The sequence below is a fragment of the Flavobacterium sp. YJ01 genome (genome assembly GCF_029320955.1).
Lineage (GTDB): Bacteria > Bacteroidota > Bacteroidia > Flavobacteriales > Flavobacteriaceae > Flavobacterium.
Genome location: NZ_CP119757.1, coordinates 1,763,219 through 1,782,376 on the forward strand (window position 1 = coordinate 1,763,219; position 19,158 = coordinate 1,782,376).

Below are 19,158 nucleotides of genomic sequence, written 5' to 3' on the forward strand. Positions count from 1 at the left end.
TTATTCCAAAACACACAACTATTATTTTAAAAAAGCTGTCCTTATTAAGACAGCTTTTTTGATTAATAATCAACTTAAAGAATAGTCAATTAACCCATATCAATTAGAAATGACAAATACGGCTCCTTGCTCAGAATACCGTATTTATCAAACTAATTCAAATTCTAACTTTTTATAAACTTGCTTTTACTTCACCGCAAGTCAGCATATTTTTTGGATAATAAGGGTTTTTAATTTCTTTGCTATCACTTGTCCAAACTGCGCCTGTCATTGGGCAAACTTGTAAATATAACGTCGCATCGGCTGCTTTAAATTTTGAAGCAACATCCCAATATTTTACCGATAACGATTCGAAAATTTTGCGTTGTTTGTTGATATTTTTGGTTGCCGCTATTTCGGTTGCTAAATCTGAAATTGCTTTTCTTGTTGTAGTTGCCGCATTCATTTGATCCAGCGTCAATTTTTTAAACTTAAAGTTTTTTAAGGAAATTTTTAAAGCTTCCGCATTTTTAACAACAGCAAGACTATCAGAAGAAATTAGACTGTTTTTTAAAGCCAGATAATTTTTTGTGATTTCTCTTTTTTGTTCTTCTCTTTTTTGAACTAATTCAGGAGTTACTTCTTCTTTTGATGTTAGCTGTGCTTGCGCCAAACTGCAAAAGAAAATTAATGCTAGAACTAATAATTTTTTCATGATGTAGGTTTATCTAATTTTGTAATAATTTTTTCGATGTCTATCAGAATACTTTCGTAATGATCTTTGCTTAATCCTGTAGTTCCATTCATAAGCTTTGTCACATCTGCTTTTAATTTTAAAAGATGCTGTTTTCCGTACAAGTTCACATCACTACGTTGTGCTGTATTTGCAGCTTTACCAGGCTCTAACTCTTTTGGCAATAAAAGCATTCCAAGTTTTTCAACATAACTACGTTGCAAACTTCTTCTGTAAAAATCTTGTTTTTCATCTCCGCTGAATTTTACCCAAACCGTTTGCTGTAAATCATTTAAAAATTCTGGAACTGTATAAGCACCTTCAAACTGCAGTGATTTTACGCTGATATTGTAAAGCATTCCAGAGCTCAAAAGCATATTTAAAACCTGATTCTGCTGGTCTGCTATTTGGTCTGCCGTTTTTAACGGAATAAGCTGTTCAATTTCTGTTGGATACATCCATAAAGGTGCGATAAACAATTGTCTGCCAACATAATCAATTGCTGCTTTTACTTTTGCTTTTGGAATTGGCTGATAAACCACGCCTTTTTCGTCAACTGTTCTTTTGGTTACGTAATTATTACCAATATTTTTCAATACATGATACAAATAGCGACTGTATTGTAATACAACAGCTTTATGCATATCCGATAAATTGTCATAAGCATCGTTTGGCTGATAAGTCCATTGAACCAGATTTGGAACTACTCGCTTTAGGTTTTTAATTCCATAATCGCTTGCCTTTACTGAATCATCACCAAGATCTTCAGACTGACTTCTTGGATCTTCGTCTTTTCCTTCACCGCCAAACCATAACTTCGGATTTGCAGTTAAACTATCTGTCGTTAATTTTGCTAATGTTTTTTCTTCTTCAAACTCATCTTTAGCATTTGGATAATATTTGTATCCCCACTGAACAGCCCATTTATCGTAGCTTCCAATGCGTGGATAAATTCCTTTTGAACTAATATTGTCTTCTGGCTGAGCTACATAATTAAAACGAGCATAATCCATAATAGAAACCGTATGTCCATTCGCTTCTACCCATTTTTTATCGCGAAGTTTTTCTACAGGAGTAGCGCTGCTCGCTCCCATGTTGTGACGTAAACCGATTGTGTGTCCGATTTCATGCGAAGAAACAAAACGAATTAATTGTCCCATTAGTTCATCATCTAAATGCATTTTTCTTGCTTTTGGATCTAATGGTCCAGCCTGAATCATGTACCATCTCTGAACTAATTTCATCACATTATGATACCAGCCAACGTGGCTTTCCATAATTTCTCCACTTCTCGGATCGCTTATTCTTGGTCCGTAAGCATTTGGAGTTTCAGAAGCTAAATATCTAACGACAGAATATCTAGCATCTTCTAAACTCATCGTTTTATCATCTTCTGGCCATTCTTTACCAACAATCGCATTTTTAAAACCAGCGGCTTCAAAAGCTTTCTGCCAGTCGTTAATACCAGCAATTAAATAAGGTCTCCATTTTTTTGGTGTTGCCGGATCAATATAATAAACGATTTGTTTTTTTGGTTCAACTAATTCGCCTCTTAGATATTTTTTAATGTCTTTGTCTTTAGGTTCTAAGCGATAACGCTGAATAATAAATTTTTTCTGCGCACGTTGCTCATCGTCATCAAACAGAACATATTTATTCGCAAAATAACCTACTCTCTCATCAAAAAAACGTTTACGCATTGGCGTTTTCGGAAGTAATACAATAGAAGTATTTAATCTTAATGTAACGCTTCCACTACTTGCTGTAGAACTTGTGTAAGTCTTTGTTGTTTTAACTTCAATATTAATTGGGTAGGTATCTATACTTTCAACAAAAGATTTATCGTCTGCAAGAGAATTTAATTTTTTTTCTGTTTTCTCTGTGCTTCCGATAGAAAACATTGCATTTTCTTTTTTGAAAGCATCGGTTATATCAACTACAACACTCCCCGTATCAGGATTGGTGGTTTTAATTGGAAATGCAGCTACAATTGGATTTTCGTTACTTCCTGCCAACGCTTTTGCCAGCATTGAATCGGCAGAACGAACATCTTGCTTGTATTGCAATGATCTTAAATAAACGGTGTTGTTGGATCCTTTCTCAAAATAAATAGTTTGTTCGTTTGCTTTTTCTCCACCAAAAATTCCCATTCCTTCTGGAGTAGACAGATATCGAGTTACAACCAACATATATCGATTAAATAAACTATCTGGAATTTGAAAGTAATATTTAGTATCAACCTGACTAATCGTAAAAAGACCTGACTTGTTGATCGCTTTATCTGTAATTATTTTATGATAAGCCTGCATGCCTTTTGGCTGAGTACTTGTACTATCGGCTTTTTTTTCTGGAGTTTGAGCAAAACCATGCTGACTTCCGAGAGCCAGCATGATTAGCATTATAAATAGTTTTTTCATTGGAATTAAAACGGAACTTTTTCGTCTGTATTTAGTGTAAGTTTTGGATTCTTCATTAATGCATTTAAAGGAAACGGAACAATATACAATCTAGAATTTGGCTGTAATGTGTACGTCTTTTGCGGAACTGTTTTATTTACGATTGGAAATACTCTCGTAACTGTTTTAGCATATTCCGTTTCAGTATTCAATCTTTTTAAGTCAAAAAATCGATTAAATCCTAAAAGCAATTCTTTTCTGCGTTCGTTTATAACCAATTGCATTGTTTCTTTTCTTGTTGCTGGAACAGTTAAATTTACAGTACCTGATACAATACGTTTTGCTCTTAATTTATTTAAAACGTCAACTGCTTCTGCAAGTTTATTATCTCTTGCATAACATTCTGCTAGAATTAAATATACTTCAGGCGTTTTCATACCAACTGTCGGATAAAAAAATCTTGTGTATTGCGTTGCCCAATAAGCAGTTCCCGAGCCTATATCTAAATTGGTTGTACTTGTAGAATTGAAAAACAAATTAAAACGAGCATCGTTGGTGCCGAATAAAGTTCTCAATTCTGGACTGATGATGTAGCTTTGCGCGAAGTTCATTTCATTATAACCTGTCATGTACATATAACTCAAAACTTCAACATTATTTGCTGCCGGAACAGCAACAGCTGTTGGTCCGCCTTGAGCGTTATAAGCAACTAAATCAAATATTTGATTATTATAAGTTAATGATTTTTCTGCAGCAGCTTGCGCTTGAGCTATTTCACGTTTAAACAAATGAACTTTAGCTTTAAAAGCATAAGCAAATGCTAAAGACGGATGATAAACGTCAGCTGGTTTTTCTTTAATATATGGTAATGCGTCTTCGATATCTTTTTGAATAAAATCGTAAACCTGTGCTACAGTAGACTTTGCAGGTTGTGCTTCTAAATCAAATTTATCCATAATGCAAATACCTCCATCGGTAGCAGCAGTTTGTGGATCATAACCTTTAGCATAAGTATTAATCAATAAAAAATGATCATAAGCTCTAAAAATTTTAGCTTCTGCTTTCGCTAATTGTTTAATGCTTTCATCTCCTTTACTATTATCGACTAACGAAATAATGGTATTCCATCGGTTGATGTACGTGTAAGCTTGGTTGTAAAAACTTGAACCTGTCAACAAAGAGACGCGATCTACACTTTCATCAAATGTAAAATTAATGATATCAATATTTGGAGTTCTTCCGATTACGTTGGCTTCTCTCATCCATTGATCATCAGACAAATACTGAAAGTTATTAATTGGATAACCTCTATTTGGCAATGATACCAATTCAAGAAATTGTTCTGGAGTTTCTATAACAAGAGCTCCTTTTGGCGTAACATCAGTATAATCTTCGCAAGATGTTACGGTTAACATCATAAGCGACAGTAGTGTTATATATATATGTTTCATTTTTTAAAGAGTAAGATTAAAGCCAAATAAATATGTTTTTGGCGATGGTAAATTACGTGTTCCACTATTTGCAGTATAAACTTCTGGATCAATATGATTTCCGGCAGCACTCCAATACCAAAGATTGTTTACCTGAAAAGTAAATTTAGCCGATGCCATCTTGATTTTGTTTGCAAAAGTTTTTGGCAGATTATAACCTAATGAAATATTTCTAAGTTTAATGTAATCTCCATCTACAACATTTGCACTCGAATTTCTCCATTGACTACTTATTGTAGTTGCACAATTTCTAATGCTTTCGTCAAAATCTACATATAGACGTGTATTGCCATTTTTATTTGTATCAGTATAACGATCCGAAATTCCTGAAAGATTCACCAAATCAGATGACATATCTAAGGTTTCTTTACGCATTACATTTCCTCCAGAAAAAACAAATAAGAAATTTAAATCAAATTGTTTGTATGAAAATCGTTGCGAAAGCGAACCTGTATAAGTTGGCAATAAAGTTCCCATATTCACCAAAGCATCAGGGCTTGTAACAGATTTAATTGTAGTTGAAATTGGATTTCCATTTTCATCAAAAGTGATTGATGGATTTCCATTTTCATCTAATACATACGGATATCCATTTACCATTCCGCCATATTTGTAAGCATACAAACTATTATAAGCTTGATTTTCTATAAAATAATCTCCAGGAGAAGCCACATATGAGTTTGCTGTAGATTGAGCTCTTGTAACTTTTTTGACGGTCGTTTCGTTAAAAGCAAAGATTAAATTAGAAGCAACACGGAAACTTCCATTGTTATACCATTCAGAACCTAAACTAAATTCAATTCCTTTATTTAATAACGCTCCAGCATTAATTCTTCTTGTCAATGCTCCAACTGTAGGATCTAAATCTGTTGTAGCTAATAAATCACTGCTGTATTTGCGATAAACATCAATAGTACCATTTAACTTCGCACGGAACAAACTATAATCTACACCTAAATTTGTACTTTGAGTTTTTTCCCATCTCAACATCGGATTTGGTTGTGCGGTAATATTCGTATACTGTAAAGATTGATATAAATTATCGTTTCTTCTTGTAGCCGTAATATATGGAGTTGTAGTTTGATCTATGTTTCCATTAATACCATAAGTTGCTCTTAATTTAAGCATACTAACCCATTTTACTTCTTTCATGAAATCCTCATTGCTTATATTCCATCCTAAACCTGCAGACCACAACGGACGATTTTTATATTTTGGATCAACTCCAAACAAATCTGCTCGATCAACACGATAACTTCCTGTTACATTATACTTAGACAAATAAGTATAACTAGCAGTGCTAAAAACTGAAAAATAACGGTGTAAAATTTCTTGTTGTGTTCTTCCTAAAGCTGCTAGAGTTCTGTTATTTCCATAGATATAACTAGCAACTCCTGTCTGGCTTAACGCAAGATTATTTAACACGGCAGAACTAAGCGTAACTGGATCGTAACCATATCTTAGCTGTTCTATACTTCTTGGAACAAAAGTTTCACGCATTTCAAAACCAGCTAATGCATTTATAGAATGCTTTCCATCGGCAAAATCTTGATTAAAGTCTAATTGATTTCTAAAAGAATAATTACTCGCTTGACTGCTTAATTGTTTGTATCGGCCACCAGTTGAAAATCCATCCACATAAGTATACGCGTTTGTAGCTGGATTATATCCTGTTAAAGAATTAATTGCCATACGCATTTTATAAGAGTCAATAGCATAATATTGCTCATTATCGTTTTTTCTTACTTCGTATTGAAACTGTGTATTAAAACTTAAACCTCTCCAAAGTTTAGCTTTTATGTTGGCGAAAGTTCTTAAGCTTAATGAATTCTGTTGTTCTATACCTTCTTGAAGCGCGTCTAAAACATTAAATTGACTAGATTTAAATCCGCTTAAACCAGCTAATTTTCTAGCTACGTACGGATTAATAACACTTCCAGAAGTAAAACCGTCATTAATTCCAACAAATGGAGATATTACAAGATTTCCGTTGTCATCTGTGATGCGCTCGTATCTTTTTTGAATATCATAATTGCTATAACTAGAATCTGTAACATCATCATTACTGTAAGTTCCATTCACACCAAATGTAGCATTTAACCAATCATTAAATTGAAAACTACTTTTGGCATAAAGATTAAATGCACGGCTGTTATTGTATTTAATACGATTTTTCGATTCATCATAATTCAGCGAAACGTAAGTATTTTGCCTGCTAGTACTTCCCGAAAATGCAATATTATATCGTTGTCTTAATTCATTCTGCCATACATTATCACGATAATCCTTAATATAATCGTTCTTTCTCCATTGAGCAATTGTAGAATTATAATCAGCATTATTAATAACACCTTCCTCCAAATCTCTATTAAGCTGATAAAGCGGACTGTAATATTTCATACTACTATTCCCAATATCTCCATAACTGCTAAACATTGTAGCAGTATTAGCAAATCTCGCTCTTTCTCTATTGTAAACTGCTTGTTCAAGATCGATTAAATCGCTTGTAGAAGCATAATTCATATCTCTTAAATTGGGTTTATCTGCTATAAAGAAATCAGAATTGATACTTACTTTTAATTTACCATTTCCTTTTTTAGTAGTTAAAACGATAATTCCATTTGCTGCTCTCGAACCGTAAATTGAAGCTGCAGCGGCATCTTTCAACACATCTACACTTTCAATATCATATGGATTTATATCATCTAAAGTCAATTCTGTTGGTAAACCGTCAATTACTAAAAGTGGACTATAACCGACTTGATTAGAAAAAGTTCCCATACCACGTAATATAGGTTTGTCAGCAGCGGAACCACTTGGGTTCTTTTGAAACATCAAACCTGCAACACGACCTTCTAATGCACTTGATAAATTGGTGTTTATGTTTTCGTTTAATGTTTTTTCATCGACTTTAGTTATGGCACCAGTAAAGTTGCTTCTTGCAATAGTTTGAAAACCAGTAACAACTACTTCTTTCATTGCAGCGACCTTATCTTCAACAACAAGTGTTAAATCTGTACGTCCGTTAATAGCAATTGATTTTTTTTCAATAGTTAATCCTGAGCAGTCTAAAATACCATTCGATGGTGCTTTTTCAAAAGAAAAACTACCATCAAAATCAGTTACTGCGGTGCGATTAGTCCCCCAAATATTCACCGATACACCAGGAAAAGGTTCATTTCTATTATTTACGACTTTTCCGCGTATATCGATTAATCCGTTTCCCCGCTCTTCATCTTTTGAATTTGAAGCAGTTACAACAATAGTTTGATTAGTAAGTGTGTATTTTAAATTTTGACTCTTAAAGACCTGATTTAAAGCTTCATTCAGGCTAGAATTCTTTAAATTAATTGTTAAAGGTTTTGAATCTTTTAGTAATTTTTGAGTGTAGAAAACCTCGTAATTCGCCTGTTTAGAAATTTCTTTTAAAACTTTTTCTAATGGTGCATCCTTAAAATTAATAGAAATGCTTTGAGCTTGTCCTGATAAACTGCACAATAACATAAACATTAAGCATAACGACAATAAATTCGTCGAAAAATTAATTTTTGGGATCTTTTTTTTAAGTTTTTTGTAAGGTTTTTTTGGTTGTAAATTTAATTTCATACATTTACATTGGTTATAGTTAAACAATAGTGGACAACTTATATTGGCTATAAACTTTTATAACAACCAGAAGCATCGCAACTGCCTCTGGTTTTTTTAGTTTATAAACTCAACATAATCGGATAAACTTAAATTTAGGGATATACAATAACTGTTTTTCCTTCAACTTTAAATTTTATATTACTAAGCTCAAGTACTTTTAATACTTCAGATAAATTTTTATTTCTAAACGTACCTCCGTTAAATCTCACATCAGAAATATCGCCTCGGTATTCAACTTTAATTCCGTACCAACGCTCTAATTGTTTCATAACAGATTTTAAATCTGCATTATCAAATTTAAATCGACCATTCTTCCAAGCAATAGCCTCTTCAGTATCAACCTCTTTTACTACTATTTTATTGAAATTATTTGATGTATTAGATTGCTGACCTGGTTTTAAAATTGTTTTTTGATTTTTGTATGAAACAGCTACACTCCCTTCTAACAAGGTTGTTTTTACAAGCGATTCGTTATTATAAGCATGCACATTAAAATGTGTCCCTAAAACTTCTATAGTTTGGTTATCCGATTTTACTAAAAAAGGTTTGCTTTTATTTTTAGCAACCTCAAAATAAGCTTCTCCTTCTAATTCAACTATTCTTTGATGGCCATTAAACTGAGTTGGATATTTAATTGATGAAACCGCATTTAAAAATACTTTAGTTCCATCTGCTAAAACAATATTATATTGCCCACCCGTTGGAGTTGAAAGCGTATTAAATGAATTGACATCTTCTTTGGAAATATCACTATTTGGGTTTATTACGTAAGTTATAACTCCATTTTCATCCATTTTAATTGTAACTTCATCTTCTTCCCCTTCTTTTGCAATAATATCTTTTGATGATATATCTGAAAGAATGATTTGTTTTCCATTAGAAAGAGTTAAAATTCCTTTATTTCCTCCAGGAGCAATGTCTACAGTTTTCTCTACAACTTGAATATTTTGTTCTTGTTGTTTTGATATTGTAAAATAAAATATTCCCAAGCCAAGTAAAACCGTAATTGAAGCTGCAACTGCAATACGTGGCCAAATACTAATAACTTTTTCTTCTTGCTTTAGCGGTAATTTAGATTTTAAATGTTCGTAACTATCTTCCAATTCATAAGCTGTAAGCTGTTTATCACTATTCAAAGATTTATGCAAATACCATGCATCAAGTTTATCCTTATCTGAATCTGATAAGATACCTTCTTGATGTTTTTGTAGTAGCGCTAAGATTTCTGATTCATTCATAATTACAATACGAAATTTTGTCCCGTTTTAAATAAGACAGTTATAAATGGTTTTCGTCATAGACGAAAACAAAAAAAAAATTAAAAAATATTATATTATTATTAAATAACATCTTTACAATGTTACTTATCACTTAATAATGAACAAACTACAGGCTGACTGGATAACAAAAAATTTACAAGATAAATTTGAAAAACTTTACCAAATAAAGAAATTCATTGAAGATTTAAGTTTGTTACGAAGAATTTTTAACGAATTGTAGACCTGTTGCTTTGCAGTTTTATCCGTGATATTTAATTGTAGTGCAATTTCGTCGTATGAGAGTTCTTCTACTTTTCGTAGAAGAAAAACTTCACGCATTTTTTCTGGAAGTAAAGCGATTTCGTTTTCTATTATCCGTTCTAATTCTTTTTCTCTTAGTTTTGAATCTGCAAAAACATAATCATTCTCAATAAATTTAGAGATAGAATCAGCATAACGTGAAACTACTTTATCATGCGCGATATGATTTAATATTCTATTCTTTGTTGCTTTGTATAAGTAAGAAGAAAGAGAAGTTGTAATAGTTATTTCATTACGTTTCGTCCAGATTAATAAAAGCACTTCTTGAACGATATCATGTGATTCATCACGATTTCCAAGTATTTTATAAGCATGATTGACAAGTAGTCTGGAATATCTTTCAAAAATTTCTGTATAAGCCAACTGATCATCCTCTCTAAGAAGATTCAATAAAATATGATCAGCATATTTGCTATAAACAGACATTTAATTAAACAGATAAGTATGAAAAACGCAATATTAAACATTTTTTATGTTAAATACTAAAAGAATAATATCTAAAAGAATAACATTTGCTTAAAATAGATTAATTCTTAGCTTAAACATTATAACAATAAATTTTTATTAAGATAATACATTAGTAAAATTTGTATTTTGCATTTTTTACTTTAGAAGTAAACGTTTAAAATTATGCTTTTTAAATACAACTTCAAAGTTGCTAAAATATATGGAGTCTTTCCAACCTTAATTCTAATATTCACAAAATTTATAAAACAAAAAACCCCATCCGGTTTGGATAGGGTTTCACAAAAGAAAGGCGACGACATACTCTCCCACATAACTGCAGTACCATCTGCGCAGGCGGGCTTAACTTCTCTGTTCGGGATGGGAAGAGGTGAGCCCCGCCGCAATAACCACCTTAAGGTTTTTAGTTGTTGGTTTGCGGTTGTCGGTTGTTGGATTTTCCATCAACTATCAACTATTAACCATCAACTGCTCTGCGTCGAGCAAATATTTTAACATACTGAGATAAAGAAAAGAAGAATAGTTTAGAAAGTTTCCTCCCGATCCGCCTGGGCGGATCGGGAAAAGGGCGTACATAAGCTTACGGATTATTAGTACTACTCGACTGTGACATTACTGCCTTTACATCTGTAGCCTATCAACGTGGTCATCTTCCACGATCCTTAAAAGAAATCTCATCTTGTGGTGGGTTTCGCGCTTATATGCTTTCAGCGCTTATCCCTTCCAAACGTAGCTACTCTGCGGTGCCCCTGGCGGGACAACAGATACACTAGAGGTTTGTCCAATTCGGTCCTCTCGTACTAGAATCAGATCCACTCAAATTTCTAACGCCCGCAGTAGATAGAGACCGAACTGTCTCACGACGTTCTGAACCCAGCTCGCGTGCCACTTTAATGGGCGAACAGCCCAACCCTTGGGACCTTCTCCAGCCCCAGGATGTGACGAGCCGACATCGAGGTGCCAAACCCCCCCGTCGATATGAGCTCTTGGGGGAGATCAGCCTGTTATCCCCGGCGTACCTTTTATCCTTTGAGCGATGGCCCTTCCATGCGGAACCACCGGATCACTATGCTCTACTTTCGTACCTGATCGACCTGTATGTCTCTCAGTCAAGCTCCCTTATGCCATTGCACTCTACGCACGGTTACCAAGCGTACTGAGGGAACCTTTAGAAGCCTCCGTTACTCTTTTGGAGGCGACCACCCCAGTCAAACTACCCACCAAGCACTGTCCCCCACATCGCGGGGTTAGGCCTCAGATAAACAAAGGGTTGTATTTCAACAATGACTCCACAACGCCTGGCGACGCCGCTTCATAGTCTCCAACCTATCCTACACATCATTTATCCAAGGTCAATACTAAGCTATAGTAAAGGTGCACAGGGTCTTTTCGTCCCACTGCGGGTAAACGGCATCTTCACCGTTACTACAATTTCACCGAGCTCATGGCTGAGACAGTGTCCAGATCGTTACACCATTCGTGCAGGTCGGAACTTACCCGACAAGGAATTTCGCTACCTTAGGACCGTTATAGTTACGGCCGCCGTTTACTGGGGCTTCAATTCAATGCTTCTCCGAAGATAACATCTCCTCTTAACCTTCCAGCACCGGGCAGGTGTCAGGCCCTATACTTCATCTTACGATTTTGCAGAGCCCTGTGTTTTTGATAAACAGTCGCCTGGACCTCTTCACTGCGGCCCCGATTGCTCGGGGCGACCTTTCTCCCGAAGTTACAGGTCTATTTTGCCTAATTCCTTAGCCATGAATCTCTCGAGCACCTTAGGATTCTCTCCTCAACTACCTGTGTCGGTTTACGGTACTGGTTCTTATTGCCTGAAGTTTAGAGGTTTTTCTTGGAAGCCCTTAGGCGCACTATCTCTTTGTCCGAAGACTCCGAGTACTATCGCATTTCACCAAGATCTCCGGATTTGCCTAGAGACCCTATAGCTAGGTGCTTTAACGAACTATTCCGTCAGTTCGCGGCGCTTTCATCACTCCGTCACCCCATCACAGCAATAAGAAGTACGGGAATATTAACCCGTTGGCCATCGACTGTCCCTTTCGGGTTCGCCTTAGGACCAGACTAACCCACAGCTGATTAGCATAGCTGTGGAAACCTTAGTTTTTCGGTGTGCGGGTTTCTCGCCCGCATTATCGTTACTTATGCCTACATTTTCTTTTCTGACCGGTCCAGCATACCTTACGATACACCTTCTGCCCTGTCAGAATGCTCCCCTACCACTTGCAGCAAGCTGCAAATCCATAGCTTCGGTAATATGTTTATGCCCGATTATTATCCATGCTCGTCCGCTCGACTAGTGAGCTGTTACGCACTCTTTAAATGAATGGCTGCTTCCAAGCCAACATCCTAGCTGTCTGGGCAGACAAACCTCGTTCTTTCAACTTAACATATATTTGGGGACCTTAGCTGATGGTCTGGGTTCTTTCCCTCTCGGACTTGGACCTTAGCACCCAAGCCCTCACTGTTATCAACCATTATATAGCATTCGGAGTTTGTCAGGAATTGGTAGGCGGTGAAGCCCCCGCATCCAATCAGTAGCTCTACCTCTATATAACTAAAATAACGCTGCACCTAAATGCATTTCGGGGAGTACGAGCTATTTCCGAGTTTGATTGGCCTTTCACCCCTACCCACAGGTCATCCGAAGACTTTTCAACGTCAACCGGTTCGGTCCTCCACTGTGTGTTACCACAGCTTCAACCTGCCCATGGGTAGATCACACGGTTTCGCGTCTAACACTGCCGACTAAAGCGCCCTATTCAGACTCGCTTTCGCTGCGGATCCATGGCTTAACCACTTATCCTTGCCGGCAACGTTAACTCGTAGGCTCATTATGCAAAAGGCACGCCGTCACCCCACGAAAGGGCTCCGACCGCTTGTAAGCGCATGGTTTCAGGATCTATTTCACTCCGTTATTCACGGTTCTTTTCACCTTTCCCTCACGGTACTGGTTCACTATCGGTCTCTCAGGAGTATTTAGCCTTAGCGGATGGTCCCGCCAAATTCAGACAGGGTTTCACGTGCCCCGCCCTACTCAGGATACCGCTATCCATTACATTTGTTGCCCATACGGGGCTGTCACCCTCTATGGCGCTCCTTTCCAGAAGCTTCCGGTTCCTCATGCATGAAATATCGCGGTCCTACAACCCCGGCAATGCCGTAACAATGCCGGTTTGGGCTAATCCGCGTTCGCTCGCCACTACTTACGGAATCACTTTTGTTTTCTTCTCCTCCGCCTACTTAGATGTTTCAGTTCAGCGGGTTTGCCCACCTATCGGTGTGCTATGCCTTCAGCATAGCGGGTTGCCCCATTCGGATATCTGCGGATCGATCTGTGTGTGCCAGTCCCCGCAGCTTTTCGCAGCTTATCACGTCCTTCTTCGCCTCTGAGAGCCTAGGCATTCCCCATGCGCCCTTATTTTGCTTATTGTACTAGACAAGGCATGCCTTGTCTCTGCCGTCTTGCAATAAATCGCAAAACGTGTTCTTTCTACTTTCTTATTATTTTCTTATCTCAATATGTCAATGAACTTTTTTCCTTTCGGAACTGTGGAGAATAACGGAGTCGAACCGTTGACCTCCTGCGTGCAAGGCAGGCGCTCTAGCCAGCTGAGCTAATCCCCCATTTTTAAATCTTAGATTTTAGAATTCAGATTTTAGATTTCCCATTCTTCTCTAATTTCCTTTGGTGAATCCCAGCTTCCAGAATTTCCTTCAAATCAAGTCAAATAGTAGTCCCGGGCAGACTCGAACTGCCGACCCCTACATTATCAGTGTAGTACTCTAACCAGCTGAGCTACGAGACTCTGTTTTACTTAATTTTTATCATTTTTTTAAATTAACAGCAAGAGTAATGCAATCACGATTCCAAACCAATGGTCCGGCATCTTATTTCCCAATCGTGCCTTGCGGCTAACTGATCGGGCTCTAGAAAGGAGGTGTTCCAGCCGCACCTTCCGGTACGGCTACCTTGTTACGACTTAGCCCTAGTTACCAGTTTTACCCTAGGCAGCTCCTTGCGGTCACCGACTTCAGGCACCCCCAGCTTCCATGGCTTGACGGGCGGTGTGTACAAGGCCCGGGAACGTATTCACCGGATCATGGCTGATATCCGATTACTAGCGATTCCAGCTTCACGGAGTCGAGTTGCAGACTCCGATCCGAACTGTGACCGGCTTTATAGATTCGCTCCTGGTCACCCAGTGGCTGCTCTCTGTACCGGCCATTGTAGCACGTGTGTAGCCCAAGGCGTAAGGGCCGTGATGATTTGACGTCATCCCCACCTTCCTCACAGTTTGCACTGGCAGTCTTGTTAGAGTTCCCGACACTACTCGCTGGCAACTAACAACAGGGGTTGCGCTCGTTATAGGACTTAACCTGACACCTCACGGCACGAGCTGACGACAACCATGCAGCACCTTGTAAACTGTCTTGCGAAAGATCTGTTTCCAAATCGGTCAGTCTGCATTTAAGCCTTGGTAAGGTTCCTCGCGTATCATCGAATTAAACCACATGCTCCACCGCTTGTGCGGGCCCCCGTCAATTCCTTTGAGTTTCAAACTTGCGTTCGTACTCCCCAGGTGGGATACTTATCACTTTCGCTTAGCCACTGAAGTTGCCCCCAACAGCTAGTATCCATCGTTTACGGCGTGGACTACCAGGGTATCTAATCCTGTTCGCTACCCACGCTTTCGTCCATCAGCGTCAATCAATTGGTAGTAACCTGCCTTCGCAATTGGTATTCCATGTAATCTCTAAGCATTTCACCGCTACACTACATATTCTAGTTACTTCCCAATAATTCAAGTCCTGCAGTATCAATGGCCGTTCCACCGTTGAGCGATGGGCTTTCACCACTGACTTACAAGACCGCCTACGGACCCTTTAAACCCAATGATTCCGGATAACGCTTGGATCCTCCGTATTACCGCGGCTGCTGGCACGGAGTTAGCCGATCCTTATTCTTACGGTACCGTCAAGCTCCTTCACGAAGGAGTGTTTCTTCCCGTACAAAAGCAGTTTACAATCCATAGGACCGTCATCCTGCACGCGGCATGGCTGGTTCAGGCTTGCGCCCATTGACCAATATTCCTCACTGCTGCCTCCCGTAGGAGTCTGGTCCGTGTCTCAGTACCAGTGTGGGGGATCTCCCTCTCAGGACCCCTACCCATCGTTGCCTTGGTAAGCCGTTACCTTACCAACTAGCTAATGGGACGCATGCTCATCTTTCACCGTTGTGACTTTAATAATGTGCTGATGCCAACTCATTATGCTATGAGGTATTAATCCAAATTTCTCTGGGCTATCCCTCTGTGAAAGGCAGATTGCATACGCGTTACGCACCCGTGCGCCGGTCTCAGATTCCGAAGAATCCTACCCCTCGACTTGCATGTGTTAAGCCTGCCGCTAGCGTTCATCCTGAGCCAGGATCAAACTCTTCATCGTATATTTTAATATTATTATGCGATGCTTTTCCAGTCGGTCTTATTCGAATCTTACGATTCCATTACTCTTATTTTTTCTGTTCCGATTTGCATCGGAACGGCTGTCAATTCAATATGTCTACGAACGTAATTTTTTTGTCTTTCGCTTATCTCTCAAAGCGGGTGCAAAACTAAAACTTCTTTTTGTTTCTCGCAAGAAAAAATTGAAAAATTTTGAAACTTTTTTTTCGTCTCCTTTTCCCGATTTCCCTTCCGATATTTCAATGAACTTTCCCTGTTTTGCGGGGTGCAAATGTAAAAACCTTTTTCTTTTCCTGCAAGCTTTTCCGAATCTTTTTTTCAGAAAATTTCTTCCCTTCCGATTCCTATTCTTCTGCAGTATTTCGATGAGCGTTTTTCGCTGTTGCGGGTGCAAAAGTACAACCTTTATTTACATTCGCAAGCCTTTTGTTTATATAATTTCAATGTTTTTTAAAACTTTTTCTTAACGCGCTGATAACGCATTCTTTACGGATGCGCTTTTTTTGCCCGCCTGTAGCCTTTTTCTGAATTCACATGCGTTTTTGATTGTTTTGCGGGTTTTACCAACAGCGATTTTGGGGATTTTCCAACCTTTAAGGCACTTTTATTGGGAAAATCTAAATCCTGAAATGCGCTTTTGCTCCCAATCTGCTCCCGAAATCGATCTTCAAGCCTCTTTTTCCGCTGATGTTTCTCCAGAATACGGGATTTCCAGCCCCGACAGTCCCGAAGCTTCGGGAGGAAATCCTTTTTGAGGAGGGGTTCGCCGCAAAAAGATTGCAGCGCATAGCGGGAAATGGCTCCTGAAAATAATTAAAGCTGGCAGCTCTCCTATATTATAGCTTCCATGAATCTGTTTCCCTTTCAAATATGCTTTGCGCATAAGACGCACTGCGGTTCGCCTCTTCGGAAAATCGGAATCTATACTATATTATATATATGTATGCTTATAAAAAAAGAAACCCGACAGGTTTTGGAAATCTGTCGGGCTATACGAATAAAATCTACTCTTATATGTATGTATACTTATATATGTATACCTTCGTTTAAACTATCTATTGTTTCTTTTGTTATTTGAATGCTTTTTAGTTTTGCGTGATGATCAAAGATTGGGCTTGTTACCATTAGTTCATCGATTCTAGCGTAATCGATAAACTTTTTCAAATCTGTTATTAATTGTTCTTTGTTTCCTGTAAAGGTCCCTGCTGTCATTTGATTTACATGAAAACGCTCTGCTTCATTCATAATATCATCTAATGACGGAACTGGAGGCTGTAATCCTTTGCGGTCGTTTCTAATTAGGTTTAAAAACATTTGGTACAAACTTGTAGATAATAATTCTGCTTCTTCGTTTGTATCTGCTGCAATGATATTGACGCATGCCATAGTTTTTGGCTTATCTAAATACTCTGATGGCTGAAAATTTTCTCTGTAAAACTCAAATGCTTGAATCATCAATTTTGGAGCAAAGTGTCCAGCAAAAGCATAAGGAAGCCCGTAAGCTGCAGCCAAAGCCGCACTATCCATACTTGATCCTAAAATCCAGATTGGCACATTTAGACCTTCAGCTGGAAATGCACGTACTTTTCCTGTTGCATTTTCGCTCGAAAAATATTCTTGAAGCTTACTTACGTTTTGTGGAAATCGCTGCGCTTGTTCGAAAAAGTCTTTTCGAATTGCTTCGGCAGTTGGCTGATCTGTCCCTGGCGCTCTTCCTAAGCCTAAATCGATTCGATTAGGATAAAGCGTTTCTAAAGTCCCGAATTGCTCGGCAACTACCAAAGGTGAATGGTTCGGGAGCATGATTCCGCCAGAACCTACACGGATATTCTGTGTCTGACTTGCTACATAACCAATTAAAACTACGGTTGCTGTACTCGCAACGTGCGCCATATTGTGATGTTCTGCCAACCAGATTCTTTTATAATCTAATTTGTCGGCCAATTGCGCAATGTCTTTTGTTTTTTTAAATGTTTCGGTTGCGTTACTATCTTGGTTGATAATTGCAAGTTCTAATATTGAGACTGAAATTGGTTTTTTCATATAAATTAAGGCTAAAATGCAAAATTAACTCATTTATATGAATGCCTTCTGTTTTCTTATGTTAATAGATTTATAATATTTGTAGTTACAAATATTACCCCTACAATTGTATCAAAATCAATTTATGATTTGTTTTCCCATCATTTTTTATTTTCAAATCATTACTCGATTCAATTTCAAATTTAGAACGTGTTTCTATATTTAATGAAATATCTCGATTTCTAAACATTTCCGGAATTTTTGGAAGCTGAATCGTTACTGTTATTTCTTTATTTTTCTGCTGAAAATCGACTTTAATTCGATCTCTTAACCAAATATATTCATAAACCTCTTGCCACGGTGCCATCCATATCGAGTCATTTCCTTTCAAACCATATTTATCCGCAAGTGTTGTCATATAATATTTGAAATCTGGAAAACGCATACTCAAATTCCACAGATTTCCATTTCCTGTTCCGTGAGTGAATTCGTTGTACCAATTCGGATTTGGCAGTTTAGCAATTGAATCTACCGTTTTCAGAAAACGATCCATTGTTTTAAAATTTGTAGTGTCTTTGGAACTTAGCACAAAAGTTCTTGCCGTAATCATTTTATCTAAATTCACTTTAGAGTCAACTTTCAGCATTGGTCCAACTCCTGTATAAGAAGCTACAGAAAAATGCCCATTTTTTAAAGCATTATTTTCATATTCGTAACGGTAATTCGGATCGCCTTCTCCGCCTGGAACTACAAAATGCGACATTGTAAAATTCAAATTTTGTTTAATCGAAATCGTGTTTTCTGTAACTTCTGTCAAGAAATTGGTGCCTAGTTTTGTAAAATGATGAAAACTGTGATTCAAAATATCCCAGCCAGCATTGTACATTTCTTTAACTTCTGACCAAGAAAGATGTCCGCGATTTTCTGGCAAATCACGAATTGAAGCGCCATTTATCGCCAATCCTAATTTAAACGGAATTTTATTCCCCATTCCGTCCGAATAAAAAAGTCCTTCTGAAGTTGTTCCGTCACCGCCTTGATCAATTTTCCATTCGTTAATTGATGAATTACTGATTTTTCCCCCATTCAATAATGGAAAAGCAGTTAAATAAGCCGATCTGTAACCATCGTCGAGCGTAAAACTATAAGCGAAATGTTTGTTATATTTTAAAGGGGAAACGACAATTTTGATTTTATCTGCCGATTTCAGTTTTATTTTAAATGAAATAGTCTTTGATTTTGAAGAATCTTTTTCAATTATTTCGTTCGAAAAACTATTAAAGCTGCCAAAAATAATTGCAGTGAATATAAGGAGGATTTGTTTTGACATAAATTTTAGCGGTTATTTTTAGATCTAAA

General features: G+C 37.5%; 9 protein-coding genes, 2 tRNA genes and 3 rRNA genes. 1 reads left to right on the top strand and 13 read right to left on the bottom strand.

Annotation, left to right across the window (positions count from 1 at the left end; all coding sequences use genetic code 11):
* Positions 1 to 172: 172 nt before the first annotated feature.
* From P0R33_RS07760 to P0R33_RS07810, 11 genes are all read right to left on the bottom strand, one after another.
* Positions 173 to 694: a DUF3347 domain-containing protein gene (locus P0R33_RS07760; RefSeq protein WP_276174911.1), complete on the bottom strand. Its 522-nt coding sequence runs from the start codon at positions 692 to 694 to the stop codon at positions 173 to 175.
* On the bottom strand, positions 691 to 3,129 hold the full coding sequence (locus P0R33_RS07765) for a zinc-dependent metalloprotease (RefSeq protein WP_276174912.1): 2,439 nt from the start codon (positions 3,127 to 3,129) through the stop codon (positions 691 to 693). The genes P0R33_RS07760 and P0R33_RS07765 overlap by 4 nt, the downstream gene beginning before the upstream one ends.
* 5 nt (positions 3,130 to 3,134) lie before the next feature.
* On the bottom strand, positions 3,135 to 4,559 hold the full coding sequence (locus P0R33_RS07770) for a RagB/SusD family nutrient uptake outer membrane protein (protein WP_276174913.1): 1,425 nt from the start codon (positions 4,557 to 4,559) through the stop codon (positions 3,135 to 3,137).
* Between the two features lie 3 nt (positions 4,560 to 4,562).
* A complete protein-coding gene (locus tag P0R33_RS07775) occupies positions 4,563 to 8,102 on the bottom strand; it encodes a SusC/RagA family TonB-linked outer membrane protein (RefSeq protein WP_276174914.1) in 3,540 nt (1,179 codons plus the stop codon).
* 236 nt (positions 8,103 to 8,338) lie between these two features.
* Positions 8,339 to 9,484, bottom strand: coding sequence for a FecR domain-containing protein (locus P0R33_RS07780; protein ID WP_276174915.1), 1,146 nt, complete (start codon positions 9,482 to 9,484; stop codon positions 8,339 to 8,341).
* Between the two features lie 198 nt (positions 9,485 to 9,682).
* Entirely contained in the window at positions 9,683 to 10,252 is a 570-nt protein-coding gene (locus P0R33_RS07785) for an RNA polymerase sigma-70 factor (protein ID WP_276174916.1), read from the bottom strand.
* 326 nt (positions 10,253 to 10,578) lie between these two features.
* Positions 10,579 to 10,688: ribosomal RNA gene (gene rrf, locus P0R33_RS07790) — 5S ribosomal RNA — on the bottom strand.
* A 173-nt stretch (positions 10,689 to 10,861) separates the two neighbouring features.
* A 23S ribosomal RNA gene (locus P0R33_RS07795) occupies positions 10,862 to 13,742 on the bottom strand.
* 120 nt (positions 13,743 to 13,862) lie between these two features.
* Positions 13,863 to 13,936 (bottom strand) — tRNA-Ala (locus tag P0R33_RS07800).
* A gap of 108 nt (positions 13,937 to 14,044) precedes the next feature.
* A tRNA-Ile gene (locus tag P0R33_RS07805) sits at positions 14,045 to 14,118 on the bottom strand.
* A 125-nt stretch (positions 14,119 to 14,243) separates the two neighbouring features.
* A 16S ribosomal RNA gene (locus P0R33_RS07810) occupies positions 14,244 to 15,757 on the bottom strand.
* Together the 16S, 23S and 5S rRNA genes with 2 tRNA genes alongside form the textbook arrangement of a ribosomal RNA operon.
* A gap of 649 nt (positions 15,758 to 16,406) precedes the next feature.
* Between P0R33_RS07810 and P0R33_RS07815 the strand changes: the two genes are divergently transcribed.
* Positions 16,407 to 16,532 (top strand): hypothetical protein, encoded by a 126-nt coding sequence (locus P0R33_RS07815; protein WP_276171999.1) that lies wholly within the window; start codon positions 16,407 to 16,409, stop codon positions 16,530 to 16,532.
* Positions 16,533 to 16,803: 271 nt separating this feature from the next.
* Here the strand turns inward: P0R33_RS07815 and P0R33_RS07820 are convergent, their stop codons facing one another.
* Both P0R33_RS07820 and P0R33_RS07825 read right to left on the bottom strand, forming a co-directional pair.
* On the bottom strand, positions 16,804 to 17,820 hold the full coding sequence (locus tag P0R33_RS07820) for an LLM class flavin-dependent oxidoreductase (protein WP_276174917.1): 1,017 nt from the start codon (positions 17,818 to 17,820) through the stop codon (positions 16,804 to 16,806).
* 100 nt (positions 17,821 to 17,920) lie between these two features.
* On the bottom strand, positions 17,921 to 19,129 hold the full coding sequence (locus P0R33_RS07825; protein WP_276174918.1) for a polysaccharide deacetylase family protein: 1,209 nt from the start codon (positions 19,127 to 19,129) through the stop codon (positions 17,921 to 17,923).
* Between the last annotated feature and the right edge of the window lie 29 nt (positions 19,130 to 19,158).

Bases quoted from the DNA above. Each gene is read 5' to 3' on its own strand.
- P0R33_RS07775 (WP_276174914.1), bottom strand. From the start codon at position 8,102: ATGTTATTGTGCAGTTTATCAGGACAAGCTCAAAGCATTTCTATTAAT.
- P0R33_RS07825 (WP_276174918.1), bottom strand. From the start codon at position 19,129: ATGTCAAAACAAATCCTCCTTATATTCACTGCAATTATTTTTGGCAGC.
- P0R33_RS07765 (WP_276174912.1), bottom strand. From the start codon at position 3,129: ATGAAAAAACTATTTATAATGCTAATCATGCTGGCTCTCGGAAGTCAG.
- P0R33_RS07820 (WP_276174917.1), bottom strand. From the start codon at position 17,820: ATGAAAAAACCAATTTCAGTCTCAATATTAGAACTTGCAATTATCAAC.
- P0R33_RS07785 (WP_276174916.1), bottom strand. From the start codon at position 10,252: ATGTCTGTTTATAGCAAATATGCTGATCATATTTTATTGAATCTTCTT.
- P0R33_RS07770 (WP_276174913.1), bottom strand. From the start codon at position 4,559: ATGAAACATATATATATAACACTACTGTCGCTTATGATGTTAACCGTA.
- P0R33_RS07760 (WP_276174911.1), bottom strand. From the start codon at position 694: ATGAAAAAATTATTAGTTCTAGCATTAATTTTCTTTTGCAGTTTGGCG.
- P0R33_RS07815 (WP_276171999.1), top strand. From the start codon at position 16,407: ATGCGCTTTTGCTCCCAATCTGCTCCCGAAATCGATCTTCAAGCCTCT.
- P0R33_RS07780 (WP_276174915.1), bottom strand. From the start codon at position 9,484: ATGAATGAATCAGAAATCTTAGCGCTACTACAAAAACATCAAGAAGGT.